This window comes from Pseudomonas putida NBRC 14164 (genome assembly GCF_000412675.1).
In the GTDB taxonomy this organism is placed as follows: Bacteria; Pseudomonadota; Gammaproteobacteria; order Pseudomonadales; family Pseudomonadaceae; genus Aquipseudomonas; species Aquipseudomonas putida.
On record NC_021505.1, the window covers coordinates 936,081 to 961,875 of the forward strand.

Consider the following 25,795-nt stretch of genomic DNA (forward strand, 5'->3'; position numbering starts at 1 on the left):
CGCCCCGGTTCGCGGGTGAACCCGCTCCCACAGCTAATCCGCAGCTACTGAAGCCTTGCAGTACCTGTGGGAGCCGGCTTGCCGGCGATTGGGCTGCAAAGCAGCCCCAGCGTCAGTGGTGTTTGCGCGGCACCGGCTTCAACAGCTCGTCCGGTGGCATTTCGCACTTGATCTTGCGCCCCAGCAGCTCTTCGATCGCTGGTAGCTGATACGAGTCATCCTCCCCGGCAAAACTGATCGACACGCCGCTTGCCCCCGCCCGGCCGGTACGGCCAATGCGGTGCACGTAGTCGTCCGGGTCTTCCGGCAGGGTGAAGTTGATCACGTGGCTGATGCCATCGATATGGATGCCACGCCCGGCCACGTCGGTGGCCACCAGCACGGTGATGCGCCCTTCGCGGAAGTTTTCCAGGGTGCGGATGCGCTTGTGCTGCGGCACGTCGCCCGACAGCTGGGCGGCATTGATGCCGTCGCGCACCAGTTTTTCCTCGATGCGCCGCACTTCATCCTTGCGGTTGGCAAACACCATCACCCGTTCCCAGTTGTTCTGGGTTACCAGGTTGTACAGCAGCTTGTACTTGTCGCTGCCAGCCACCGCATACACGTGCTGCTCGACCGTTTCGCTGGCCACGTTTTCCGGTTCGATCTCGACGATGGCCGGGTTGGTGGTCCATTGCTTCGCCAGGTTCATCACGTCGTCGGTGAAGGTGGCGGAGAACAGCAGGGTCTGGCGCTCGCTTTTTGGTGGTGTCTGGCGAATGATCTGGCGCACCTGGGGGATGAAACCCATGTCGAGCATGCGGTCGGCTTCGTCCAGCACCATCACCTCGACCATGTCCAGGTGCACCTCGCCGCGCTGGTTGAAGTCCAGCAGGCGGCCTGGGGTGGCTACGAGGATATCGCAGTGGCGTGCTTCAAGGGCCTTCAGCTGCTTGTCGAAGTCCATGCCGCCGACAAAGCTCATGACGTTCAGTCCGGTGTACTTGGTCAGCGCAGCGGCGTCCTTGGCAATCTGCACCACCAGCTCCCGGGTAGGCGCGATGATCAGCGCACGCGGTTCGCCCATGTAGCGTTCCTTGGGCGGTGGCGTCTGCTGCAGCTGGGAAATGATCGAAATCAAAAACGCAGCAGTCTTGCCGGTACCGGTCTGTGCGCGGCCGATGGCGTCCTGGCCACGCAGGGTATAACCCAGCACCTGCGCCTGGATCGGCGTGCAGTACGGGAAGCCCAGGTCGTGGATGGCGTGCATCAGCTCGTTGGACAGTTTGAAGTCGTGGAAGCGGGTCTTGCCTTCCTGCGGCTCGACCACGAAGTCTTCCGGCTTCCACAGGCTGGCCTGCGGCTTGGGCTTGCGCTCGCGACGCGGTTTGTCCTTGGCCGCTTTGTCGGCAAGTGGCATAGCGGTAGCGGTTGCGGGTTGTTCAGCCTCGGGGGCGGTGTTGGCGCGCGGTACGGCCGGTTTTGCTGCGGGCCGGGCCTCGCTGGCGGGTGCGCGCGCAGGCGGCGTCACGCTGGCAGCAGGAGCGACGGCCTGTGGCGCGGCGTCTCCCTTGCCGAATATTTTCTTGAGTGCTTTGAGCACGATCGTCTCATCAACTGATTAAGGAATGTACGCCGGGCAGTGTAATGCAAGATCCGGGCGCGGCGTAGGGGAATACTCCCACAACTACAAGAGAGCCAGCCTATTGCAGCTGCTCGCTGAGCCAGTTGTGGATGTCGTTCAGTTCTTCGACCACCACTTCGTGTTCCATCGGGTATTCGTACCAGCGGGCGGCGACGCCCCAGGTGTTCAAGTACTCAAAGGCGGTGCGCCCCATGGACGGGATCACCACCGGGTCATGCACACCATGCAGGCACAGGGCCGGGGTGCGCTGCTGGCAGGCAGTCAACTGGTGCTGGTCGTTGAAGGTGGGGGCGTAGGTGGACAGGGCGATCACCCCACCCAGTGCTTCTTGCCACTTTATATAGGCAGTGTGCAGCACCACCGCGCCACCCTGGGAGAAGCCAGCCAGGAAGATCCGCGACAGGTTGATGCCTTTGGCCTGCTCGGCCTTGATCAAGGCAACCACTTGCTCGGCCGACGCTTCCAGCTGCGCTTCGTCAATGGCGCGGGCCGGGGTCATGGCCTTGATGTCATACCAGCTGGGCATGGCATACCCGCCATTTATGGTGACTGGACGGGTCGGGGCCTGGGGCATGATGAACCGGGTGCTGAGCAGGCGCTCCTGCATGAATTCGGCCACAGGTAGGAAGTCGTAACGGTCGGCCCCCAGACCGTGCAACCAGATCACACAGGCGTCAGCGGTTTTCTGTGGTTCGAGAATCAGCGGGTTGGTCATGACTGCTCCGAAAGTGTGCGGGTCTTGTTATGGCGTGCGTGAAAAGAAGGCGCTGGAAATGATTGTCGGAAAAAGAATGTCGCAACGATACAACTTTCCCTACTTGACGAGCGCTTAAACGCTACAGCCACAGAATCTGGTACGCGCTTTGCAATTCAATCTGTGATGCAAAGGGCAGGCCGAGACGGTAACACCCTTTGTACGCGAAGGCTGTCACAGAACAGTCCATTGCGCCAATTGACCCAATAACAAGCCAATACGGGTCGGATACGCCTCAAAAGGGTGCGGTGCAATTCCGGCTCGACACAACAAGAGCGATTTGGAGGTTGTGAATGAAGATGTTGAAAACCACCCTGGCAGTCCTGACCGCTGCCGCCGCACTGGGCGCCGTGAGCAATGCCCAGGCCGGCGCCACCTATGATGCGGTCAAGAAGAAGGGCTTCGTCCAGTGTGGCGTGAGCGACGGTCTTCCGGGCTTCTCGGTACCTGATGCGCAGGGCAAGATCGTCGGTATCGACGCCGATGTCTGCCGCGCCGTGGCCGCCGCCGTGTTCGGCGATGCGACCAAGGTCAAGTTCAGCCAGCTCAACGCCAAGGAACGCTTCACCGCCCTGCAGTCGGGCGAGGTCGACGTGCTGTCGCGCAACACCACCTGGACCAGCTCGCGCGATGCCGGCATGGGCCTGGTGTTCGCCGGGGTCACCTACTACGACGGTGTAGGCTTCCTGGTCAACAAGAAGCTGGGTGTCTCCAGTGCCAAGGAGCTCGATGGTGCGACCATCTGTATCCAGGCCGGTACCACCACCGAGCTGAACGTGTCGGACTTCTTCCGCGCCAATAACCTCAAGTACACCCCGATCACCTTCGACACCTCGGACGAAAGCGCCAAGTCGCTGGAGTCGGGCCGTTGCGACGTGCTGACCTCGGACAAGTCGCAGCTGTTCGCCCAGCGTTCCAAGCTGGCCGCGCCGACCGACTACGTGGTACTGCCGGAAACCATCTCCAAGGAGCCCCTGGGCCCGGTGGTGCGTAAAGGCGACGAGGAGTGGTTCAGCATCGTCAAGTGGACCCTGTTCGCCATGCTCAACGCCGAAGAGGCGGGCGTCACCTCGAAGAATGTCGAGGCCGAAGCCAAAGGCACCAAAAACCCGGACGTCGCCCGCCTGCTGGGTGCGGATGGTGAGTACGGCAAGGACCTCAAGCTGCCCAAAGACTGGGTAGTCCAGATCGTCAAGCAGGTCGGCAACTACGGCGAAGTGTTCGAGAAGAACCTGGGCCAGAGCACCGACCTGAAGATCGACCGTGGCATGAACGCCCTGTGGAACAACGGCGGCATCCAGTACGCGCCACCTGTGCGCTGATGGTTGCACCCTGCGGCGGCATCCCGCCGCCGCAGGCTGTTCGAATCCCTACTGTCCGGGGCACTTCATGCAAAATCAAATCGGCGCACCCAAGGGCTTGTCCCTTAACGATCCGCGTGTGCGCGCGTGGCTGTTCCAGATCCTCACGATCGTCTTCGTGGTCGGCCTGGGCTGGTACCTGTTCCACAACACACAAACCAACCTGCAACACCGGGGTATCACCTCAGGCTTCGACTTCCTCGACCGCAGTGCAGGCTTCGGCATCGCCCAGCACCTGATCCCCTATGTGGAATCCGACAGCTATGCGCGGGTGTTCGTCATCGGCCTGCTCAATACCCTGCTGGTGACCTTCATCGGCGTCATCCTGGCGACCATTCTGGGCTTCATCATCGGTGTGGCTCGCCTGTCACCGAACTGGATGATCAACAAACTGGCGACCGTGTATGTGGAAACCTTCCGCAACATCCCGCCGTTGCTGCAGATCCTGTTCTGGTACTTCGCCGTGTTCCTGACCCTGCCGGGACCGCGGGGCAGCATCAACATCGACGATATGTTCTTCATCAGCAACCGTGGCCTGAACATGCCTGGCGCATCCATGGCCGATGGCTTCTGGCCGTTCATCATTGCCCTGGTGGTGGCCATTGTCGCCATTGTCGTGATGGTGCGCCTGGCCAACAAGCGCTTCGACGAGACTGGCGTGCCGTTCCACAAGTTCTGGGTGGGGCTGGCCCTGCTGCTGGTCATCCCGGGCCTGAGTGTGCTGTTGTTCGGCAGCCCGGTCAGCTGGGAAGTGCCGCAGCTCAAGGGCTTCAACTTCGTCGGTGGCTGGGTGCTGATCCCCGAGCTGTTGGCGCTGACCTTGGCGCTGACTATCTATACGGCAGCCTTCATTGCTGAAATCGTGCGTTCCGGCATCCGTTCGGTCAGCCATGGCCAGACCGAAGCCGCGCGGTCGCTGGGCCTGCGCGAGGGCCCGACCCTGCGCAAGGTGATCATTCCCCAGGCACTGCGGGTGATCATTCCGCCGCTGACCAGCCAGTACCTGAACCTGGCGAAGAACTCGTCGCTGGCGGCCGGTATCGGTTACCCGGAGATGGTCTCGCTGTTTGCCGGCACCGTGCTCAATCAGACCGGCCAGGCCATCGAGGTGATTGCGATCACCATGAGTGTCTATCTCGCCATCAGCATCAGCATTTCGCTGCTGATGAACTGGTACAACAAGCGCATAGCGCTGATCGAGCGGTGAGGATACGCCCGTGAATGCCCATGTTTTCAAACCCGATATGCCGCCACCGGTGAAAACCGTCGGCGTGCTCGCATGGATGCGTGCCAATCTGTTCTCCAGCTGGCTCAACACGCTGTTGACCCTGCTCGCCATCTACCTGGTATGGCTGATCGTGCCACCGCTGCTGCAGTGGGCGTTGATCGACGCCAACTGGGTCGGCACCACCCGCGCCGACTGCACCAAGGAGGGCGCCTGCTGGGTGTTCGTGCAGCAGCGCTTTGGCCAGTTCATGTACGGCTACTACCCGGCCGAGCTGCGCTGGCGCGTGGACCTGACGGTGTGGCTTGCCGTCATCGGCGCTGCGCCGCTGTTCATCAAGCGCTTCCCGCGCAAGGCGTTCTACGGCCTGGGCTTCCTGGTGCTGTACCCGATACTGGCCTACACCCTGCTGCACGGAGGGTACCTGGGCCTGGAAAGCGTACCGACCAGCCAGTGGGGCGGGCTGATGCTGACCCTGGTGATCGCCACCGTGGGTATTGTCGGCGCCTTGCCGCTGGGCATCCTGCTGGCCCTGGGCCGGCGTTCGAGGATGCCGGCCGTGAAGGTGGTGTGCGTGACCTTCATCGAGTTCTGGCGCGGCGTGCCGTTGATTACCGTGCTGTTCATGTCGTCGGTGATGCTGCCGTTGTTCCTGCCCGAAGGCATGAGCTTCGACAAGCTGCTGCGGGCAATGATCGGCGTGATCCTGTTCCAGTCGGCGTACATCGCCGAGGTGGTGCGCGGTGGTCTGCAGGCCATCCCCAAGGGCCAGTACGAAGCCGCTGCGGCAATGGGCCTGGGCTACTGGCGCTCGATGGGCCTGGTGATTCTGCCGCAGGCGCTCAAGCTGGTGATCCCCGGCATCGTCAACACCTTCATTGCCCTGTTCAAGGACACCAGCCTGGTGATCATCATCGGCCTGTTCGACCTGCTGAACAGCGTCAAGCAAGCCGCCGCCGACCCGGCCTGGCTGGGCATGGCTACCGAGGGCTATGTGTTCGCCGCCCTGGTGTTCTGGATTTTCTGTTTCGGTATGTCCCGCTACTCCATGCACCTGGAGCGCAAGCTGGACACTGGCCACAAGCGTTAGGAGTTTCGAAATGAGTGAAGCGATCAAGCAGCCTGCCGGCCCCGAAGGCATCATCCAGATGCAGGGTGTGAACAAGTGGTACGGCCAGTTCCATGTGCTCAAGGACATCAACCTGAACGTGCGCCAGGGCGAGCGCATCGTGCTGTGCGGGCCGTCCGGCTCGGGCAAGTCCACCACCATCCGTTGCCTCAACCGCCTGGAAGAGCACCAGCAGGGGCGCATCGTGGTCGATGGCGTCGAGCTGACCAACGACCTCAAGCAGATCGAGGCCATCCGCCGCGAAGTGGGCATGGTGTTCCAGCACTTCAACCTGTTCCCGCACCTGAGCATTCTGGAAAACTGCACCCTGGCGCCCATGTGGGTGCGCAAGATGCCGCGGCGCAAGGCCGAGGAAATTGCCATGCATTATCTGGAGCGTGTGCGTATTCCCGAGCAGGCACACAAGTACCCGGGGCAGTTGTCGGGTGGCCAGCAGCAGCGTGTGGCCATTGCCCGTGCGTTGTGCATGAAGCCGAAGATCATGCTGTTCGACGAGCCGACGTCGGCGCTGGACCCGGAAATGGTCAAGGAAGTGCTCGATACCATGGTGGGCCTGGCCGAAGACGGCATGACCATGCTCTGCGTGACCCACGAGATGGGCTTTGCCCGCACCGTGGCGAACCGGGTGATCTTCATGGACAAGGGGGAGATCGTGGAGCAGGCGGCGCCGGATGACTTCTTCGACCGGCCGCGCAGTGACCGGACCAGGTTGTTCCTGAGCCAGATCCTGCATTGATGCTGTTTGGGCTGCGCGGCAGCCCTTCGCGGGCACGCCCGCTCCCACAGGTTTAGCGCTGGCTTTGGAGCCTGCGTAATTCCTGTGGGAGCGGGCGTGCCCGCGAAGGGCCGCAACGCGGCCCTGGGTTTATTTCTCTTCCTGGCTGGCAGCCGGCGCCGGTGGCGGCCGCAGCCCCACCTCGGCAATCAGCTTCAGCTGCTGCCCATTGCGCATCACCTCGATGGTGATCTTGTCGGTGGGCTTGATCCGCGCCACCTGGTTCATCGACTTGCGCCCGTCACCGGCCGGTTCGCCGTTGATGCTCAGGATCACGTCACCCAGTTGCAACCCGGCCTTGGCCGCCGGCCCTTCGCGGAAGATACCGGCCACCACGATACCCGGGCGGTCCTTCATGCCGAACGATTCGGCCAGTTCCTGGCTCAGCGGCTGCACCTCGATGCCCAGCCAGCCACGGATCACCTGGCCGTGCTCGACGATCGACTTCATCACCTCCAGTGCCAGCTTCACCGGTATGGCGAAGCCGATGCCCTGCGAACCGCCGGACTTGGAGAAGATCGCGGTGTTGATGCCGACCAGGTTGCCACTGGCATCGACCAGTGCGCCGCCCGAGTTGCCGGGGTTGATCGCTGCGTCGGTCTGGATGAAGTCTTCGTAGTTGTTGAGGCCCAGCTGGTTACGGCCGGTAGCGCTGATGATACCCATGGTCACGGTCTGGCCGACACCGAACGGGTTGCCGATGGCCAGTGACACGTCGCCAATGTGAATGGTGTCGGAACGGCCGATGGTGATCGCCGGCAGGTTCTTCAGGTCGATCTTCAGCACCGCCAGGTCGGTTTCCGGGTCGCTGCCGATCACGCGGGCCAGGGTTTCGCGGCCATCTTTCAGGGCCACGACGATCTGGTCGGCGCCGCTGGTGACATGGTTGTTGGTCAGCAGGTAGCCCTCGGGGCTCATGATCACCGCCGAGCCCAGGCTCGATTCCCAACGGCGTTGCTTGGGCAGGTTGTCGCCGAAGAAACGGCGGAACTGCGGGTCTTCGAACAGCGGATGGGCGCTTTTGTTCACCACTTTGGTGGTGTACAGGTTGACCACGGCGGGGGCGGCCAGTGTCACGGCGTCGGCATACGACACCGGGCCCTGCATGATCCGCGTGGTCTGCGGTGCCTGTTGCAGGTTGACGTCCTGGCTGGGCAGGCCGACCCATTCCGGGAAACGCTGGATGATCAGCATGGCGATCAGTACGCCGGTAAGCAGGGGCCAGCCAAAGTAACGCAAAGCCTTGAACATGAACGAATCCTGGAAAGAGCGAGGGCCAGTGGCCGCGCAGTGGGGCATGAGCGCGCGGGATCATACACCGGTTCCCCCAGTGCCGGCGACGGCCCATAATGGCCGGCATTATACGGGCGTTCCATTGGTGTTGTGCCCGAGAAAAGCGCAGTTTTCGAGGAGATTTTCATGGCCGTCGCTCTAAACATCCTGGTCGAGGAAGCCGAGCATTACCTGGGCAGCGCGAAGATCCAGGATTATTGCCCCAATGGCCTGCAAGTGGAGGGCCGGCCGCAGGTCAGCCGTATCGTCAGCGGCGTTACTGCCAGCCAGGCGTTGCTGGATGCTGCGGTCGAGGCCCAGGCCGACCTGGTGCTGGTGCACCATGGTTACTTCTGGAAGGGTGAGAACCCGTGCATTACCGGTATCCGCCAGCGTCGCCTGAAAACCTTGCTGAACAACGACATCAGCCTGCTGGCGTTTCACCTGCCGCTGGATGTGCACCCGGAGGTGGGCAACAACGTGCAGTTGGCGCGGCAACTGGACATCACCGTCGAAGGCCCGCTGGACCCGGAGAACCCCAAGGTGGTGGGGTTGGTCGGCTCACTGGCCGAACCGGTGACTGCGCGCGATTTTGCCCGGCGGGTTCAGGAAGTGCTGGGGCGTGAACCGTTGCTGGTGGACGGCGAGCAGATGATCCGCAGGGTCGGCTGGTGCACCGGTGGCGGGCAGGGTTACATCGAGACGGCGATTGCCGCCGGGGTGGACCTGTACCTGACCGGCGAGGCGTCGGAGCAGACCTACCACAGCGCGCGCGAGAATGGCGTCAGCTTCATTGCTGCCGGGCATCATGCCACCGAGCGTTACGGCGTGCAGGCGCTGGGCGATTACCTGGCGCGGCGGTTTGCCGTTGAGCACCTGTTCATCGATTGCCCCAATCCCATCTGATATCAGCGTTGCCCGCGAAAGGGCCGGGCCTGGCAGCCCAAACCCGCAGTCATATCGTTAGACCTTTTCGATCTAGCCCGCCTCCTAAATAGAAGCAGCCGCTGTGATAAAGTGGCTCGCTCGAACACGGCCCGCAGGCCGTCCATAAGATCGTTTTTCGTGAGTAGCCATGGTCGACAAACTGACGCACTTGAAACAGCTGGAGGCGGAAAGCATCCACATTATCCGCGAGGTGGCCGCCGAGTTCGACAACCCGGTGATGCTGTACTCGATCGGCAAGGATTCCGCCGTGATGCTGCACCTGGCGCGCAAGGCCTTCTTCCCGGGCAAACTGCCGTTCCCGGTGATGCACGTCGACACCCAGTGGAAATTCCAGGAGATGTACAGCTTCCGCGACAAGATGGTCGAGGAAATGGGCCTGGAACTGATCACCCACGTCAACCCTGAGGGTGTGGCGCAGGGCATCAACCCGTTCACCCATGGCAGCTCCAAGCACACCGACATCATGAAGACCCAGGGCCTGAAGCAGGCACTGGACAAGCATGGTTTCGACGCCGCCTTCGGTGGCGCGCGCCGCGACGAAGAGAAGTCGCGGGCCAAAGAGCGTGTGTACTCGTTCCGCGACAGCAAGCACCGCTGGGACCCGAAAAACCAGCGCCCCGAGCTCTGGAACGTTTACAACGGCAAGGTCAACAAGGGCGAGTCGATCCGCGTCTTCCCGCTGTCGAACTGGACCGAGCTGGACATCTGGCAGTACATCTACCTTGAAGGCATCCCGATCGTGCCGCTGTACTTCGCCGCCGAGCGGGAAGTCATCGAGAAGAACGGCACCCTGATCATGATCGACGACGAGCGCATCCTCGAGCACCTTTCCGAGGAAGAGAAGGCCCGTATCGTCAAGAAGAAGGTGCGTTTCCGTACCCTCGGTTGCTACCCGTTGACGGGTGCTGTCGAGTCGGAAGCAGAAACGCTGACCGACATCATTCAGGAAATGCTCCTGACGCGCACTTCCGAGCGCCAGGGCCGGGTCATCGACCACGATGGCGCCGGTTCCATGGAAGACAAAAAACGTCAGGGCTACTTCTAATTTTCAGGGTTACTCCATGTCGCACCAATCCGATTTGATCAGCGAAGACATCCTCGCTTATCTGGCTCAGCACGAGCGCAAAGAACTGCTGCGTTTCCTCACCTGTGGCAACGTGGATGACGGCAAGAGCACCCTGATCGGGCGCCTGCTGCACGATTCGAAGATGATCTACGAGGACCACCTCGAAGCCATCACCCGTGATTCGAAGAAAGTCGGCACCACCGGCGAAGAAATCGACCTGGCATTGCTGGTCGACGGCCTTCAGGCCGAGCGTGAGCAGGGCATCACCATCGATGTCGCCTACCGCTACTTCTCCACCGCCAAGCGCAAGTTCATCATCGCCGACACCCCGGGCCACGAGCAGTACACCCGCAACATGGCCACCGGTGCGTCCACCTGCGACCTGGCGATCATCCTGGTCGATGCCCGCTATGGCGTGCAGACCCAGACCCGTCGCCACAGCTACATTGCCTCGCTGCTGGGCATCAAGCACATCGTGGTCGCGGTCAACAAGATGGACCTCAAGGGCTTCGATGAGGGCGTGTTCGAGTCGATCAAGGCCGACTACCTGCAGTTCGCCGAGGCCATCAACCTGACCCCGAGCAGCCTGCAGTTCGTGCCAATGTCGGCGCTCAAGGGCGACAACGTGGTCAACCACAGCGAGCGCTCGCCGTGGTACACCGGCCCGACGCTGATGGAAATCCTCGAAACCGTCGAGGTTGCGGCCGACCGCAACTTCACCGACCTGCGCTTCCCGGTGCAGTACGTGAACCGCCCGAACCTGAACTTCCGCGGCTTCGCCGGCACCATTGCCAGTGGCGTAGTGCACAAGGGTGATGAAATCGTCGTGCTGCCGTCGGGCAAGAGCAGCCGCGTCAAGTCCATCGTCACCTACGAAGGTGAACTGGAAAACGCCGGCCCAGGCCAGGCCGTGACCCTGACCATGGAAGACGAGATCGACATCTCCCGTGGCGACCTGCTGGTACATGCCGACAACGTACCGCCGGTGACCGACCAGTTCGATGCCATGCTGGTGTGGATGGCCGAAGAGCCAATGCTCCCGGGCAAGAAGTACGACATCAAGCGCGCCACCAGCTACGTGCCGGGCTCGATTGCCAGCATCACCCACAAGGTCGATGTGAACACCCTGGAGCAGGGTGCTGCCAGCGCACTGCAACTGAACGAGATCGGCCGCGTGAAGGTTGCGCTGGACGCCTCGATCGCCCTGGACGGCTACGACAGCAACCGCACCACCGGTGCGTTCATCGTGATCGACCGCCTGACCAACGGCACCGTCGGCGCCGGCATGATCATCGCTCCGCCTGTTCTGCCACACGGCAGCACCGGCCAGCATGGCAAGCAGGCCCACGTGTCTACCGAAGAGCGCGCCCTGCGCTTCGGCCAGCAGCCGGCCACCGTGCTGTTCAGCGGCCTGTCCGGCGCTGGCAAGAGCACCTTGGCCTATGCCGTGGAGCGCAAGCTGTTCGACATGGGCCGTGCGGTATACGTGCTCGACGGCCAGAACCTGCGCCACGACCTGAACAAGGGCTTGCCGCAAGACCGCGCCGGTCGCACCGAAAACTGGCGCCGCGCCGCCCATGTGGCGCGCCAGTTCAACGAAGCCGGCCTGCTGACCCTGGCTGCGTTCGTGGCCCCGGATGCCGAAGGCCGCGAACAGGCCAAGGCCCTGATCGGCAAAGAGCGCCTGGTGACCGTTTACGTCCAGGCCTCGCCGCTGGCTTGCCGCGAGCGCGACCCGCAAGGCCTGTACGCTGCCGGTGGCGAAAACATCCCGGGTGAAAGCTTCCCGTTCGATGTGCCGCTGGATGCAGACCTTGTGATCGACACCCAGGCCACTAGCGTGGACGAAGGTGTGAAACTGGTGCTGGACGTACTGCGCCAGCGTGGCGCTATCTAAGCGCTGGCCAGCAGGAAAAACCCCGCTTCGGCGGGGTTTTTTATTTCTCGCTCCCGCAGGTGCTGCGTATCCGGTTCAGATATGTTTTTCCGACACCGGAATCACCCGCCGCTCCTTCACCGCCTTGTAGGAAAAACTCGAATAGATCTCCTTCACCCCCGGCAACCGCTGCAGCACTTCGCGGGTGAACTCCCCGAACGACTCCAGGTCCCGGGCCAGGATCTCCAGCAAAAAATCATAGCGCCCGGAGATGTTGTGGCAGGCGACGATTTCGGGGATTTCCATAAGCCGCTGCTCAAACGCCAGCGCCATGTCCTTGGTGTGCGAGTCCATCATGATGCTGACGAATGCGGTCACGCCGAACCCCAGCGACTTGGGCGAGAGGATGGCCTGGTAGCCAGTGATATAGCCGTTGTCTTCCAGCAGCTTGACCCGGCGCCAGCAGGGCGAGGTGGTCAATGCCACCTGGTCGGCAAGTTCGGCGACGGTTAGGCGGGCGTTGTCCTGCAAGGCGGCGAGCAGGGCGCGGTCGGTGCGGTCGAGGCTTGAAGGCATGTTTTGCCCTCCTGGTCCGTTAATTATTGTTTTTGTTCCAGCAAGCACGCAGATGCGTGGGCAATTTTGGAAAAAATCGGGCAGCTCGGTGGCATAAGCTTATAACAAACCACAAGAGGCTGTTGCCATGCGCGACTCCCATAACAACACCGGTTTTTCCACACGGGCCATTCACCACGGCTACGACCCGCTTTCCCACGGTGGTGCCTTGGTGCCACCGGTGTACCAGACCGCGACCTATGCCTTCCCGACTGTCGAATACGGCGCTGCGTGCTTCGCCGGGGAGGAGGCGGGGCACTTCTACAGCCGCATCTCCAACCCCACCCTGGCCTTGCTCGAGCAACGCATGGCCTCGTTGGAGGGTGGTGAGGCGGGATTGGCGCTGGCGTCGGGGATGGGAGCCATTACTTCGACCCTCTGGACCCTGCTGCGGCCTGGTGATGAGCTGATCGTGGGGCGCACCTTGTATGGCTGCACCTTTGCGTTCCTGCACCATGGCATTGGCGAGTTCGGGGTCAAGATCCACCATGTCGACCTTAACGATGCCAAGGCCCTGAAAGCGGCGATCAACAGCAAAACGCGGATGATCTACTTCGAAACACCGGCCAACCCCAACATGCAACTGGTGGATATAGCGGCGGTCGTCGAGGCAGTGCGGGGGAGTGATGTGCTTGTGGTGGTCGACAACACCTACTGCACGCCCTACCTGCAGCGGCCACTGGAACTGGGGGCAGACCTGGTGGTGCATTCGGCGACCAAGTACCTCAGTGGCCATGGCGACATCACTGCGGGCCTGGTGGTGGGGCGCAAGGCTTTGGTCGACCGCATTCGGCTGGAAGGGCTGAAAGACATGACCGGGGCAGCCTTGTCACCGCATGACGCTGCGTTGTTGATGCGCGGCATCAAGACCCTGGCGCTGCGCATGGACCGGCATTGCGCCAACGCCCTGGAGGTCGCGCAGTTCCTGGCCGGGCAGCCCCAGGTGGAGCTGATCCACTACCCGGGCTTGCCGTCGTTTGCCCAGTACGAACTGGCACAGCGGCAGATGCGTTTGCCGGGCGGGATGATTGCCTTTGAGCTCAAGGGCGGTATCGAGGCCGGGCGGCGCTTCATGAATGCCCTGCAGCTTTTTGCCCGTGCGGTGAGCCTGGGGGATGCCGAGTCGCTGGCACAGCACCCGGCGAGCATGACGCACTCCAGTTACACGCCACAAGAGCGGGCGCATCACGGGATATCAGAGGGGCTGGTGAGGTTGTCAGTGGGGCTGGAGGATGTGGAGGACCTGCTGGCAGATATCGAGGTGGCGTTGGAGGCGTGTGCATGAACTTGCCTTGCAGGATCGGGAACACTTGCCCAATGCCTCACGGGATCAGGCGATGGCACTTTGGATGAGCTGGTGAATTGGCCGGCTTATCCAAGAGGAGTTTGAAAATGACCGTATTCCCGAAATACATCGACCTGTTCATTTGCCGCAGTGGCGGTGACGATGATGAGGGTGGCCAGTCCTGGCGCAAGCCTTGATCTGAACCGGGAACCCTGCACTGGCGGGGTTCTCTTGGCGATTCAAAGCACAAAAAAGGCCTCTTGCGAGGCCTTTTTCATGTTCAGCAGATCAACGCTTGAGCCCGTAGCTCTCATCGAGCATGCCCGGCGAATTTGGCGCTTTTGGCGCATAGTCGCGCGGCACTTCGGCGGTGTCTTTCGGTGGGGTCAGGCGGTCACGCGGGCCTTGGGGCGCTTCGGAATGCAATGCAGCCAGCAGGCGCTGGCGAGTGACTTCATCGAGGGCCAGGCTGTTGGCGCCTTCGGCCAGGTGATCCTGTACGTCCTGGTAGCTCTGGGTCAGTTTCTTGACCAGCATGGCGGTGCTGTTGAAGTGGGTGACCACTTCGTTCTGGTAGCTGTCGAAGCGTTTCTGGATGTCATCCAGTTGGCGCTGGGTGTTGCTCGGCGCCGCGTTGGGCAGCAGGCGGGCAACAATGAAACCGACCGCCACACCGATGACCAGGGCCAGGGTTGGCAACAACCAAACAAGGAGCGAGAGTTCCACGAGTCCTTCCTCTATAAACGGCTTTGCTTTACGTTAACGGCTCAGACCTGCGCTGTATACCGCGAGCGATCGCAAATCAGAACAGAATTCCTCACCTAGACGAATCGACCCTTCCCGAGGTCACGGAGTAGTGCCTTGCTTGTCCGCGAAACCCCCTTGTTCATCGATGGCCCCAGCGGCCAGCTGGAAGCCTTGTACCTGGACGTGGCCGATGCCCGTGGCGCGGTGCTGATCTGCCACCCCAACCCGGTCCAGGGCGGCACCATGCTCAACAAGGTGGTCTCGACCCTGCAACGCACCGCCCGCGATGCCGGCTATGTGACCCTGCGTTTCAACTACCGTGGTGTCGGCCAGAGCGCCGGTAGCCATGACATGGGGGCCGGCGAAGTGGCCGATGCCGAGGCCGCCGCCGCCTGGCTGCGTGCCAGGCACCCCGACCTGCCACTGGTGCTCATGGGCTTCTCGTTCGGCGGTTTCGTTGCCACCAGCCTGGCCGGCCGCCTGGAAGCCGCCGGGGTAACGCTGCAACACTTGTTCATGATTGCCCCGGCAGTCATGCGCCTGACCGTCGAATTCCCGCTGCCACAGCACTGCCCGATCACCGTGGTGCAGCCAGATGCCGACGAAGTGGTCGCGCCGCAGCTGGTTTACGAATGGTCCGGTAGCCTGTCGCGCCCCCATGAGCTGCTGAAAGTGGCAGAATGCGGACACTTCTTCCATGGCAAGCTGACCGATCTGAAGGATCTGCTGCTGCCGCGCCTTTCGAACTGAGCCAAGCCTGAATAAGCGAACACCCATGACCACGCGCATTCTTACCGGTATCACCACCACCGGCACTCCGCACCTGGGCAACTACGCCGGCGCCATTCGCCCTGCGATCCGTGCCAGCCAGCAGCCCGGTGCCGACTCGTTCTACTTCCTGGCCGACTACCACGCCTTGATCAAGTGCGACGACCCGCTGCGTATCCAGCGTTCGCGCCTGGAAATCGCCGCCACCTGGCTGGCCGGTGGCCTGGACCCGGACAAGGTGACCTTCTACCGCCAGTCCGACATCCCGGAAATCCCCGAGTTGACCTGGCTGCTGACCTGCGTTGCCGCCAAGGGCCTGCTGAACCGCGCGCATGCCTACAAGGCCTCGGTGGACAAGAACGTCGAGAACGGCGAAGACCCGGATGCCGGCGTGACCATGGGCCTGTTCAGTTACCCGGTACTGATGGCCGCCGACATCCTGATGTTCAACGCCCACAAGGTGCCGGTCGGCCGTGACCAGATCCAGCACGTGGAAATGGCCCGCGACATCGGCCAGCGCTTCAACCACCTGTTCGGCCAGGGCCGGGACTTCTTCGCCCTGCCGGAGGCGGTGATCGAGGAAAGCGTGGCCACGTTGCCAGGCCTGGACGGGCGCAAGATGTCCAAGAGCTATGACAACACCATCCCGTTGTTCACCAGCGCCAAGGACATGAAAGACGCCATCTCGCGCATCGTCACTGACTCGCGCGCGCCAGGCGAAGCGAAAGATCCGGACAATTCGCACCTGTTCACCTTGTACCAGGCCTTCTCGACGCCGCAGCAATGCGCCGAATTCCGCGAAGAGCTGCTGCAGGGCCTGGGCTGGGGCGATGCCAAGCAGCGCCTGTTCCAGCTGCTGGATGGCCAACTTGCCGAAAAACGCGAGTACTACCACCAGTTGATCGCCCGCCCGGCGGACCTGGAAGACATCCTGCTGGCCGGCGCCGCCAAGGCACGCAAGATTGCCACGCCGTTCCTCGAGCAACTGCGCGAAGCCGTTGGCCTGCGTTCGTTCCGTAGCGGTGTGCAAGCCGGCACCGAGGTGAAGAAGAAGGCCGCCAAGAGCGCACGCTTCGTCAGCTTCCGCGACGAAGACGGCAGCTTCCGCTTCCGCCTGCTGGCCGCTGACGGCGAGCAACTGCTGCTGTCGCGCAGCTTCGCCGACGGCAAGAGCGCCGGCGCCGTGAGCAAGCAGCTGCAGCAGGGTGGCGAGGCCGATGTGCGGGTCGAAGGCCTGAGCTTCGGCCTGTGGCTCAACGGCGAGCAAGTTGCCGACGGGCCGCAGTTCGACAGCGCCGAAGCCCGTGATGCGGCCATTCAAAGCCTGCGTGATGCCCTGGCACCACAGCAGGACTGAGGCTGTCTAACTGTGGGAGCGGGCAAGCCCGCGAAGCAGGCGCCGCGGTGCTTGGCACCGGCTTTGCCGGTGTTCGCGGGCGCGCCCGCTCCCACAGACTGATTGCCATTAAGCGGGCCTGTCGCTACAGTGACGGCCCGTTTTTTGTTGCCTCGCTAACGAATCATGACTCCCTTAGAACGCTATCAAGCAGATCTGAAACGTCCCGACTTCTTCCATGACGCGGCGCAGGAAACTGCGGTGCGTCACCTGCAGCGCCTGTACGACGACCTGGTACAGGCGCAGAACAACAAGCCGGGCGTGTTCGGCAAGCTGTTCGGCAAGAAGGAGCAGACCCCGGTCAAGGGCCTGTACTTCTGGGGTGGGGTAGGGCGAGGCAAGACCTACCTGGTCGATACCTTCTACGAAGCGCTACCGTTCAAGCAGAAGATGCGTACGCACTTCCACCGCTTCATGAAGCGTGTGCACGAGGAAATGAAAACCCTCAAGGGCGAGAAGAACCCGCTGACCATCATCGCCAAGCGCTTCAGCGACGAAGCCAGGGTGATCTGCTTCGACGAATTCTTCGTGTCGGACATTACCGACGCCATGATCCTCGGCACCCTGATGGAAGAGCTGTTCAAGAACGGCGTGTCGCTGGTAGCCACCTCCAACATCGTGCCGGACGGCCTGTACAAGGACGGCCTGCAACGCGCACGCTTCCTGCCAGCCATTGCCATGATCAAGCAGTTCACCGACGTGGTGAACGTTGACAGTGGGGTCGACTACCGCCTGCGTCACCTGGAGCAGGCCGAACTGTTCCACTACCCGCTCAACGATGCGGCGCACCAGAGCATGCGCGCCAGCTTCAAGGCGCTGACGCCTGAGTGCACCCAGGCGGTCGAGAACGATGTGCTGATGATCGAGAACCGTCCGATCAATGCCCTGCGCACCTGTGACGATGTCGCCTGGTTCGACTTCCGCGCCCTGTGCGATGGACCGCGCAGCCAGAACGACTACATCGAACTGGGCAAGATCTTCCACGCCGTGCTGTTGAGCAATGTGGAGCAGATGGGTGTCGCCACCGACGACATCGCCCGTCGTTTCATCAACATGGTGGACGAGTTCTACGACCGCAACGTCAAGCTGATCATTTCGGCCGAGGTGGAGCTCAAGGACCTGTACACCGGCGGGCGCCTGAGCTTCGAGTTCCAGCGCACCCTGAGCCGGTTGCTGGAGATGCAGTCGCACGAATTCCTGTCGCGCGCGCACAAGCCATAAGAACCTGGGGCCGCTTTGCGGCCCATTCGCGGCACAAGGCCGCTCCTGCAAGAGATCGCGTACCCGCATGGAATCGCGTTCCCCTGTAGGAGCGGCCTTGTGCCGCGAATGGGCTGCAAAGCAGCCCCATGGCGCTCAAGCCTCTTGCATGAACTGCTGCCGATACTGGTTCGGCGACAGCTCGGTGTGCTGGCGGAACAGCCGCGCAAAGAAACTGGCATCGTCATAGCCAACTTCGTAGCTGATGGTCTTGATGCTCTTGCGCGTGCTCGACAGCAACCCCTTGGCGGTCTCGATCCGCAGCCGTTGCAGGTAGTGCAGCGGCTTGTCACCCGTCGCGCCCTGGAAACGGCGCATGAAGTTGCGGATGCTCATGCCGTGGTTGCGGGCCACATCCTCGAAGCGGAACTTGTCGGCGAAGTGTTCCTCCAGCCAATGCTGGATCTGCAGAATGATCAGGTCCTGATGCAGCTTCTGCCCGCCAAAGCCCATGCGCCCCGGGGTGTAGTTGCGCTGCACTTCGTAGAGTATGTCGCGGGCCACGGCGCGGGCCACGTTGGCGCCGCAGAAGCGCTCGATCAGGTAGATGTACAGGTCGCAGGCCGACGTGGCGCCGCCGGCGCAATAGATATTGTCGGCGTCGGTCAGGTGCTTGTCCTGGTTCAGCCGGATCTTGGGAAAGCGTTCGGCAAAGCTGGTGAAGAAGCGCCAGTAGGTCGTCGCCTCCTTGCCATCGAGCAGGCCGGATTCGGCCAGCCAGAACACACCACTGGCCTCGGCGCACAGCACCGCACCGCGGGCATGCTGTTCACGCAGCCATGGCAGCACCTGTGGATAACGTTGCAGGAGGTTGTCGAAATCGTCCCAGTAGGCCGGGAGGATGATCACATCGGCGTCGTCCAGGCCGCCGTCGACCGGTAGCTGAACATTGCTGAAGCTGTCCACGGGCTGGCCGTCGGGGCTCACCAGGTGGATCTCGAACATGGGCTGCAAGCCCAGGCCCAGCTGCTTGCTGTAACGCAGGCTGGCGAGATGGAAGAAATCCTTGGCCTGCATCAAGGTCGAAGCAAATACCTTGTCAATGGCCAGGATGCTGACGCGCCGCAGCGACGCGGAGGGTTGGGTAAACATCATTGTCATTGTTCTTATAGGGTAGAGTGGTCAATCACCGGCTGGATCGTCTTATTTTTTGGCGATTGTGTCTAGCCTATGTAACAGAGGGGCTGCAAAGCAGCCCCTCTGGCGATCAAGGTGCCGGGTTCGGCTGCTCCTGGTGAATGGCTTCGATCGCCGCCAGCAACTCATCGCTCAGGCTCAGATCAAGGCTTGCCAGGTTGCTGTCCAGCTGTTGCAGGCTGGTCGCGCCAATGATGTTGCTGGTCACGAACGGCTGCCGGGTGACGAACGCCAGGGCCATCTGCGCCGGGTCCAGGCCGTGCTCGCGGGCCAGTTGCACGTACCGGCTGCAGGCTGCCACGGTCTGCGGGTTTGAATAGCGGGCAAAGCGGCTGAACAGGGTCAGGCGCGCGTTGCCCGGCCGTGCGCCGTTCTCGTACTTGCCCGAGAGCATGCCGAACGCCAGCGGTGAATAGGCCAGCAGGCCGCACTGCTCGCGGATAGCCACTTCCGCCAGGCCTACCTCGAAGCTGCGGTTTAGCAGGTTGTACGGGTTCTGGATCGATACCGCCCGCGGCCAGCCTCGGCTTTCGGCCAGTTGCAGGAACTTCATGGTGCCCCACGGCGTTTCGTTGGACAGGCCGATGTGGCGGATCTTGCCCGCCCGCACCTGTTCGTCGAGTACTTCGAGGGTTTCTTCCAGCGGAGTGAAGTGGTCCTGGGGCAGGTGCTGGTAGCCCAGCTTGCCGAAAAAGTTGGTGCTGCGTTCCGGCCAGTGCAGTTGGTACAGGTCGATACGGTCGGTCTGCAGGCGCTTCAGGCTCTCCTCCAGCGCCGCGACGATGTGCTGGCGGTTGTGCTTGAGCTGGCCGTCGCGGATGTGGCTGATGCCGTTGCCAGGGCCTGCAACCTTGCTGGCCAGCACCCAGTCGTCGCGATCACCGTTGTCACGGAACCAGTTGCCGATGATGCGCTCGGTGGCTGCGTAGGTTTCCGGGCGGGGCGGCACCGGGTACATCTCGGCGGTGTCGATGAAGTTGACCCCGGCGACCTTGGCCCGGGCAATCTGTTCGAAGGCTTCGGCCTGAACGTTCTGTTCGCCCCAGGTCATGGTGCCCAGGCACAGGGCGCTGACATTGAGGTCGGTACGGCCGAGCTGGCGGTATTCCATCGGTTAGACACTCCTTGGCAATAGATAGCTATCAAAGCAGGTTGAAATTTTTCTCGCAATCTGGATAATTCAGCCCCTCTCCGCGTGGCGGAAGTGATGCACCATCACGCAGGAAGAACCCCGTCGAACATTGGCGTGCCCGACCCGAGCCCCCAAAAGCGTCTGTGTTCGGCTGCGCGCTTGCTCTTGGCAACGTGTGCACTATCCAGTAAGATTCGCCGTCTATTTTTCGCTGGGCGGCCTCTGAGGCTTTAGAGAATGAAAACTTTTACTGCTAAACCGGAAACAGTAAAGCGCGAGTGGTTCGTAGTCGACGCCGCTGGCCAGACCCTGGGTCGTCTGGCTACTGAAATCGCTACCCGTCTGCGTGGCAAACACAAACCAGAATACACCCCTCACGTTGACACCGGCGACTACATCGTCGTTATCAACGCCGAGCAGGTTCGTGTGACTGGTGCCAAGTCTTCCGACAAAATGTACTACTCCCACTCCGGCTTCCCGGGCGGTATCAAGGAAATCAACTTCGAGAAGTTGATCGCCAAGGCCCCTGAGCGTGTTATCGAAACCGCGGTCAAAGGCATGCTGCCTAAGAACCCGCTGGGTCGCGACATGTACCGCAAGCTGAAAGTGTACGCGGGTGCTGCTCACCCACACACTGCTCAGCAGCCTCAAGAACTGAAGATCTAACGGGATAGTTCATTATGTCGGCGACTCAAAATTACGGCACTGGCCGTCGCAAGACCGCAACCGCTCGCGTATTCCTGCGTCCGGGTACTGGTAACATCTCCATCAACAACCGTTCTCTGGACGTGTTCTTCGGTCGCGAAACCGCTCGCATGGTTGTTCGCCAGCCACTCGAGCTGACCGAAACCGTTGAGAAGTTCGACATCTACGTCACCGTTTCCGGTGGTGGTGTCAGCGGTCAAGCCGGTGCGATCCGTCACGGTATCACCCGCGCTCTGATGGAATACGACGAAACCCTGCGTGGCGCTCTGCGTCGTGCTGGCTACGTCACCCGCGACGCTCGTGAAGTCGAGCGTAAGAAAGTGGGTCTGCGTAAAGCGCGTAAGCGTCCTCAGTACTCCAAGCGTTAATACCGCTTCGGCAGTCGAAAAAAGCCCGGTTCCTTGGAACCGGGCTTTTTTTTTGGCTTGAACTAACCTGTCAGCATGTCAGTGGCCGCTTGTCGCATAGACGCAGATCAAGCAAAGCGCGGGTTGTCGCCCTTGCCAGGGTAATCACCTTGTCAGTGTGTGGATTTGTTTCTTACCATGACGGCCAAATTTTAGTGCCATTGACACAACCTAAGTACGAGCCTGGTTCAACAGGCCAAGCAAGCTGATGGGAGAGGACTGAATGAGCAATGACGGCGTCAACGCAGGCCGGCGCCGCTTCCTCGTAGCCGCGACATCCGTGGTCGGGGCGGCGGGGGCAGTGGGGGCTGCGGTACCGTTCGTGGGGTCATGGTTTCCCAGTGCCAAGGCGAAAGCCGCGGGTGCACCGGTGAAGGTCAATATCGCCAAGGTCGAGGCCGGGCAGCAGATGGTGGCCGAATGGCGTGGCCAGCCGGTATTCATCGTGCGGCGAACGCAGGAAATCCTCGGCAACCTGAAAAAAATCACGGGTGACCTGTCTGATCCCGAGTCCAAGGCCTCGGTGCAGCCGACCTACGTCGACCCTGAGGTTCGCTCGATCAAGCCGGAAATCCTCATTCTCGTCGGCCTGTGCACGCACCTGGGCTGTTCGCCCACCTTCCGCCCGGAAGTTGCGCCTGCTGACCTTGGTCCGAAGTGGGTGGGTGGCTATTTCTGCCCGTGCCACGGTTCCCACTACGACCTGGCTGGCCGTGTCTACAAGTCGCAGCCGGCACCTCTCAATCTGCCAGTGCCGCCGCACTCTTACGAGACGGACGACATCATTGTCATCGGCGTCGATCAGGAGAACGCATGATGAGCAAGTTCATGGACTGGATTGATGCTCGCTTCCCCGCCACCAAGATGTGGGAAGACCACCTGAGCAAGTATTACGCGCCCAAGAACTTCAACTTCCTGTACTTCTTCGGCTCGCTGGCATTGCTGGTGCTGGTCAATCAGATCGTCACCGGTGTGTGGCTGACCATGAGCTTCACGCCCTCGGCGGAAGAGGCGTTCGCCTCGGTCGAGTACATCATGCGTGACGTGGAATACGGCTGGATCCTGCGCTACCTGCACTCCACCGGTGCGTCTGCGTTCTTCATCGTGGTCTACCTGCACATGTTCCGCGGCCTGCTCTATGGCTCCTACCAGAAGCCGCGCGAGCTGGTCTGGCTGTTCGGCATGCTGATCTACCTGGCGCTGATGGCCGAAGCCTTCATGGGCTACTTGCTGCCGTGGGGCCAGATGTCCTACTGGGGTGCCCAGGTGATCATCTCGCTGTTCGGTGCCATTCCGGTGATCGGTGACGATCTCACCCAGTGGATCCGTGGTGACTACCTGATTTCGGGCATTACCCTGAACCGCTTCTTCGCCCTGCACGTGGTTGCCCTGCCAATCGTGATTCTTGGCCTGGTAGTACTGCACATCCTCGCCCTGCACGAAGTGGGTTCGAACAACCCCGATGGTGTCGACATCAAGAAGAAAAAGGATGAAAACGGCATTCCGCTGGACGGCATTCCGTTCCATCCGTACTACACCGTCAAGGATATCGTCGGCGTGGTGGTGTTCCTCTTCGTGTTCTGCGCCGTGGTGTTCTTCTTCCCGGAAATGGGCGGTTACTTCCTGGAAAAACCGAACTTTGAGCAGGCCAACGCCTTCAAGACGCCTGAGCACATCGCGCCGGTGTGGTACTTCACACCGTTCTACGCAATCTTGCGGGCGGTGCCTGACAAGCTGATGGGCGTCATTGCCATGGGCGCGGCCATCGCCGTGCTGTTCGTACTGCCCTGGCTCGACCGCAGCCCGGTGCGTTCCATGCGTTACAAGGGCTGGATCAGCAAGGTCTTCCTGCTGGTGTTCTGCGTGGCCTTCGTCATCCTCGGCGTGCTGGGCGTACTGGCGCCGACACCTGGGCGTACCTTGCTGTCGCAGGTGTGCACGGTGTTGTACTTCGCCTACTTCCTGCTGATGCCGTTCTACACAAGGCTTGAGAAGACCAAACCGGTTCCGGAAAGGGTGACTGGCTGATGAAAAAGTTTATTGCAGTATTTTTGCTGGCAGTGATGCCTGCCTTTTCCTTCGCTGCCGAACACGGCCTGGAGCTGGACAAGGCCGATATCGACCTGACCGACAAGGCCGCCATGCAGGACGGTGCGCGCACCTTTGCCAACTATTGCATGGGCTGCCACAGTGCCAAGTTCCAGCGTTACGAGCGGGTGGCCGATGACCTGGGCATCCCCCACGAGTTGATGCTCGAGAAGCTGGTGTTCACCGGTGCCAAGATCGGTGACCACATGCAGATCGGCATGAAGCCCAGTGACGCCAAGACCTGGTTCGGTGCCGCGCCGCCCGACCTGACCCTGGTCGCCCGTGTGCGGGGCACCGACTGGCTGTACACCTACCTGCGCAGCTTCTACGAGGACCCATCGCGGCCTTACGGGGTGAACAACAAGGTGTTCCCGAACGTGGGCATGCCTAACGTGCTGGTTGGCTTGCAGGGTAACCAGGTGATTGGCTGCAAGCAGGTGCAGACGGTAACCGATGGCAAGAAGCAATTCGACCCATTGACCGGCAGCCCGATCACCCACGAAGCCTGTGACCAGCTGACCGTCACGCCGAAATCCGGTACCCTGACCACCGAGCAGTTCGACGAGAAGGTCAAGAATCTGGTGACCTTCCTGGCCTATTCGGCCAACCCGGTCAAACTGGAAAGCCAGCGCATTGGTACCTACGTGTTGCTGTACCTGGCTTTCTTCTTCGTATTCGCCTATTTGCTCAAGCGTGAATACTGGAAGGACGTGCACTGATCACGCAGTAGTTTCTGGTTGTTGAACGCGCCTGGGGCGCCCTGGCATTTTTGCCAGGGCGCCCCAGGCGCGTTTTCATTTACAGTTGCACAAGCATCCCGTGCGAGGAGCCGCTACATGGGCGCAACCAACAGGTTAGCCTGCTATTCCGATCCCGCTGATCACTATTCTCATCGGGTACGCCTTGTGCTGGCCGAGAAGGGTGTCAGCGTGCAGGTCATCGATGTCGACCCCAGTCGCCTGCCGGCCAAGCTGGCCGAGGTAAACCCTTACGGCAGTGTGCCGACCCTGGTCGACCGTGACCTGGCGTTGTATGAGTCGACCGTGGTGATGGAATACCTCGAGGAGCGTTACCCGCACCCGCCGCTGATGCCGGTGTACCCGGTTGCACGGGGTAACAGCCGTTTGCTGATGCACCGCATCCAGCGCGACTGGTGCGCCCTGGCCGACACCGTGCTGGACTCGCGCAGTACCGAGGCCGCCCGTGTGGAGGCGCGCAAGGCCCTGCGCGAAAGCCTCACCGGCGTCTCGCCTTTGTTCGGTGAGTACGCCTGTTTCATGAGTGAGGATCAAAGCCTGGTCGATTGTTGTCTATTGCCCATACTCTGGCGCTTGCCAGTGTTGGGTATCGAGTTGCCGCGGCAAGCCAAGCCGCTGCTGGATTACATGGAGCGGCAGTTTGCCCGGGAGCCTTTCCTGGCGAGCCTGTCCTCCGTAGAACGTGAAATGCGCAAGCTTTAAGGAGCTGTTGATGAACTCCAGTCGCCCCTATCTGGTTCGAGCACTGTATGAGTGGATCGTCGACAACGATTGCACGCCCCATATGCTGGTCAATGCCGAATACCCGAAAGTGCAGGTGCCGGATGGTTTCGCCAGCGATGGCCAGATCGTCCTGAATATTTCGCCAAGTGCCGTGCGCAGTCTGCACATGGATAACGACGCGGTCAGCTTCGAGGGCCGCTTCAGTGGCGTGGCCCATTCGCTGTTTGTGCCGGTTGGCGCCATCCTGGGCATCTATGCCCGCGAAAATGGCCAAGGCATGGTCTTCGAGCTGGAGTCGCCAATGGATGGCGACGAGCTGGAAGACGATGAGGTACAGCCGGACGACGATGGCCCGCCAGAAGGTGGGGGCCAGCCGCCGCGCCCAAGTGGTCGGCCAAGCCTGAAAGTGGTCAAGTAACAAAAAAGGCGATCCAACCGGATCGCCTTTTTCTTTGCAGCCAACTTCGGGTTACAGGTCGCTGATAGTGCGTACCTGGTCCTTGTTGATGCGGGTGCGCTTGCCGTCGAGTTGCTGGAACTCGTAGAAGCCGGCGTCGCGGTCGTACTTCGGTGCGTCGACAGCCTGGATTTCACGGCCATCGTTGAGGGTGATCAGGCTTGGGGTAGAGCAGCCGGCCAGAGTGGCGAAGGTGCCGATCAGCAGGGCAGGCAGCAGAAGCTTTTTCATGCGGTGTTTCCTGGGTTTCTGAAAGGTGGGGCATTGTTGTTGCTTGTACTGGCCCT

26 protein-coding genes are annotated in these 25,795 nt (G+C 61.4%); 18 read left to right on the top strand and 8 right to left on the bottom strand.

Annotated features, from left to right (window positions below):
• Positions 1-112 precede the first annotated feature (112 nt).
• Both rhlB and PP4_RS04125 read right to left on the bottom strand, forming a co-directional pair.
• Positions 113-1,582 (bottom strand): ATP-dependent RNA helicase RhlB, encoded by a 1,470-nt coding sequence (rhlB, locus tag PP4_RS04120; protein ID WP_016498017.1) that lies wholly within the window; start codon positions 1,580-1,582, stop codon positions 113-115.
• A 100-nt stretch (positions 1,583-1,682) separates the two neighbouring features.
• Positions 1,683-2,339, bottom strand: a complete 657-nt coding sequence (locus PP4_RS04125; RefSeq protein WP_016498018.1) for an alpha/beta hydrolase — start codon at positions 2,337-2,339, stop codon at positions 1,683-1,685.
• 332 nt (positions 2,340-2,671) lie between these two features.
• Between PP4_RS04125 and PP4_RS04130 the strand changes: the two genes are divergently transcribed.
• The 4 genes from PP4_RS04130 (at position 2,672) to PP4_RS04145 (ending at position 6,829) form a co-directional block, all read left to right on the top strand.
• Positions 2,672-3,700, top strand: coding sequence for an amino acid ABC transporter substrate-binding protein (locus tag PP4_RS04130; RefSeq protein WP_016498019.1), 1,029 nt, complete (start codon positions 2,672-2,674; stop codon positions 3,698-3,700).
• A 67-nt stretch (positions 3,701-3,767) separates the two neighbouring features.
• The gene (locus tag PP4_RS04135; protein ID WP_016498020.1) at positions 3,768-4,946 is read left to right on the top strand and encodes an amino acid ABC transporter permease; all 1,179 of its coding nucleotides are present in this window, start codon (positions 3,768-3,770) and stop codon (positions 4,944-4,946) included.
• A 10-nt stretch (positions 4,947-4,956) separates the two neighbouring features.
• Entirely contained in the window at positions 4,957-6,054 is a 1,098-nt protein-coding gene (locus tag PP4_RS04140) for an amino acid ABC transporter permease (RefSeq protein WP_016498021.1), read from the top strand.
• A gap of 10 nt (positions 6,055-6,064) precedes the next feature.
• A complete protein-coding gene (locus PP4_RS04145) occupies positions 6,065-6,829 on the top strand; it encodes an amino acid ABC transporter ATP-binding protein (RefSeq protein WP_016498022.1) in 765 nt (254 codons plus the stop codon).
• Between the two features lie 129 nt (positions 6,830-6,958).
• Here PP4_RS04145 and algW read toward each other — a convergent pair whose 3' ends face one another.
• Entirely contained in the window at positions 6,959-8,119 is a 1,161-nt protein-coding gene (gene algW / locus PP4_RS04150) for a Do family serine endopeptidase AlgW (RefSeq protein WP_016498023.1), read from the bottom strand.
• A 168-nt stretch (positions 8,120-8,287) separates the two neighbouring features.
• Between algW and PP4_RS04155 the strand changes: the two genes are divergently transcribed.
• The 3 genes from PP4_RS04155 (at position 8,288) to cysN (ending at position 12,051) form a co-directional block, all read left to right on the top strand.
• Complete coding sequence (locus PP4_RS04155) at positions 8,288-9,046, top strand: Nif3-like dinuclear metal center hexameric protein (protein WP_016498024.1); 759 nt, start codon at positions 8,288-8,290, stop codon at positions 9,044-9,046.
• Between the two features lie 169 nt (positions 9,047-9,215).
• Positions 9,216-10,133 (top strand): sulfate adenylyltransferase subunit CysD, encoded by a 918-nt coding sequence (gene cysD, locus PP4_RS04160; RefSeq protein ID WP_003251799.1) that lies wholly within the window; start codon positions 9,216-9,218, stop codon positions 10,131-10,133.
• A 16-nt stretch (positions 10,134-10,149) separates the two neighbouring features.
• A complete protein-coding gene (gene cysN / locus PP4_RS04165) occupies positions 10,150-12,051 on the top strand; it encodes a sulfate adenylyltransferase subunit CysN (protein WP_016498025.1) in 1,902 nt (633 codons plus the stop codon).
• Positions 12,052-12,126: 75 nt separating this feature from the next.
• Here the strand turns inward: cysN and PP4_RS04170 are convergent, their stop codons facing one another.
• A complete protein-coding gene (locus PP4_RS04170) occupies positions 12,127-12,606 on the bottom strand; it encodes an Lrp/AsnC family transcriptional regulator (RefSeq protein WP_016498026.1) in 480 nt (159 codons plus the stop codon).
• Positions 12,607-12,733: 127 nt separating this feature from the next.
• Between PP4_RS04170 and PP4_RS04175 the strand changes: the two genes are divergently transcribed.
• On the top strand, positions 12,734-13,930 hold the full coding sequence (locus PP4_RS04175) for a methionine gamma-lyase (protein ID WP_016498027.1): 1,197 nt from the start codon (positions 12,734-12,736) through the stop codon (positions 13,928-13,930).
• Positions 13,931-14,218: 288 nt separating this feature from the next.
• On the opposite strand, the gene PP4_RS04180 is transcribed toward PP4_RS04175, so the two are convergent.
• On the bottom strand, positions 14,219-14,656 hold the full coding sequence (locus PP4_RS04180; RefSeq protein WP_016488987.1) for a YhcB family protein: 438 nt from the start codon (positions 14,654-14,656) through the stop codon (positions 14,219-14,221).
• 135 nt (positions 14,657-14,791) lie between these two features.
• Here PP4_RS04180 and PP4_RS04185 point away from each other — a divergent pair, with 135 nt between their 5' ends.
• The 3 genes from PP4_RS04185 to zapE all read left to right on the top strand — a co-directional run bounded on the left by PP4_RS04185 (position 14,792) and on the right by zapE (position 18,062).
• Positions 14,792-15,427, top strand: coding sequence for an alpha/beta hydrolase (locus PP4_RS04185; protein ID WP_016498028.1), 636 nt, complete (start codon positions 14,792-14,794; stop codon positions 15,425-15,427).
• A 25-nt stretch (positions 15,428-15,452) separates the two neighbouring features.
• Positions 15,453-16,802, top strand: a complete 1,350-nt coding sequence (locus PP4_RS04190; protein ID WP_016498029.1) for a tryptophan--tRNA ligase — start codon at positions 15,453-15,455, stop codon at positions 16,800-16,802.
• A gap of 165 nt (positions 16,803-16,967) precedes the next feature.
• The gene (gene zapE, locus PP4_RS04195) at positions 16,968-18,062 is read left to right on the top strand and encodes a cell division protein ZapE (protein WP_016498030.1); all 1,095 of its coding nucleotides are present in this window, start codon (positions 16,968-16,970) and stop codon (positions 18,060-18,062) included.
• Between the two features lie 135 nt (positions 18,063-18,197).
• On the opposite strand, the gene PP4_RS04200 is transcribed toward zapE, so the two are convergent.
• Positions 18,198-19,118 carry a GlxA family transcriptional regulator gene (locus tag PP4_RS04200; protein WP_169725191.1) on the bottom strand — a complete coding sequence of 307 codons (921 nt, stop codon included), beginning with the start codon at positions 19,116-19,118 and terminating at the stop codon, positions 18,198-18,200.
• 190 nt (positions 19,119-19,308) lie between these two features.
• Positions 19,309-20,349 (bottom strand): NADP(H)-dependent aldo-keto reductase, encoded by a 1,041-nt coding sequence (locus tag PP4_RS04205; protein ID WP_016498032.1) that lies wholly within the window; start codon positions 20,347-20,349, stop codon positions 19,309-19,311.
• 258 nt (positions 20,350-20,607) lie between these two features.
• On the opposite strand from PP4_RS04205, the gene rplM reads away from it, so the two are divergent.
• The 7 genes from rplM (at position 20,608) to PP4_RS04240 (ending at position 25,469) form a co-directional block, all read left to right on the top strand.
• A complete protein-coding gene (gene rplM / locus PP4_RS04210) occupies positions 20,608-21,036 on the top strand; it encodes a 50S ribosomal protein L13 (RefSeq protein ID WP_003251819.1) in 429 nt (142 codons plus the stop codon).
• 14 nt (positions 21,037-21,050) lie between these two features.
• Entirely contained in the window at positions 21,051-21,443 is a 393-nt protein-coding gene (gene rpsI, locus PP4_RS04215; RefSeq protein ID WP_003260797.1) for a 30S ribosomal protein S9, read from the top strand.
• A gap of 262 nt (positions 21,444-21,705) precedes the next feature.
• Entirely contained in the window at positions 21,706-22,299 is a 594-nt protein-coding gene (gene petA / locus PP4_RS04220) for a ubiquinol-cytochrome c reductase iron-sulfur subunit (protein WP_016498033.1), read from the top strand.
• Entirely contained in the window at positions 22,299-23,510 is a 1,212-nt protein-coding gene (locus PP4_RS04225; protein ID WP_003251825.1) for a cytochrome b, read from the top strand. Before petA ends, PP4_RS04225 begins: the two co-directional genes overlap by 1 nt.
• A complete protein-coding gene (locus PP4_RS04230; RefSeq protein WP_016498034.1) occupies positions 23,510-24,289 on the top strand; it encodes a cytochrome c1 in 780 nt (259 codons plus the stop codon). The genes PP4_RS04225 and PP4_RS04230 overlap by 1 nt, the downstream gene beginning before the upstream one ends.
• A gap of 117 nt (positions 24,290-24,406) precedes the next feature.
• Positions 24,407-25,030, top strand: a complete 624-nt coding sequence (locus PP4_RS04235; protein ID WP_016498035.1) for a glutathione S-transferase N-terminal domain-containing protein — start codon at positions 24,407-24,409, stop codon at positions 25,028-25,030.
• A gap of 10 nt (positions 25,031-25,040) precedes the next feature.
• Positions 25,041-25,469, top strand: a complete 429-nt coding sequence (locus tag PP4_RS04240; RefSeq protein WP_016498036.1) for a ClpXP protease specificity-enhancing factor — start codon at positions 25,041-25,043, stop codon at positions 25,467-25,469.
• Between the two features lie 51 nt (positions 25,470-25,520).
• Here the strand turns inward: PP4_RS04240 and PP4_RS04245 are convergent, their stop codons facing one another.
• Entirely contained in the window at positions 25,521-25,739 is a 219-nt protein-coding gene (locus PP4_RS04245; RefSeq protein ID WP_016488976.1) for a YgdI/YgdR family lipoprotein, read from the bottom strand.
• Positions 25,740-25,795 lie beyond the last annotated feature (56 nt).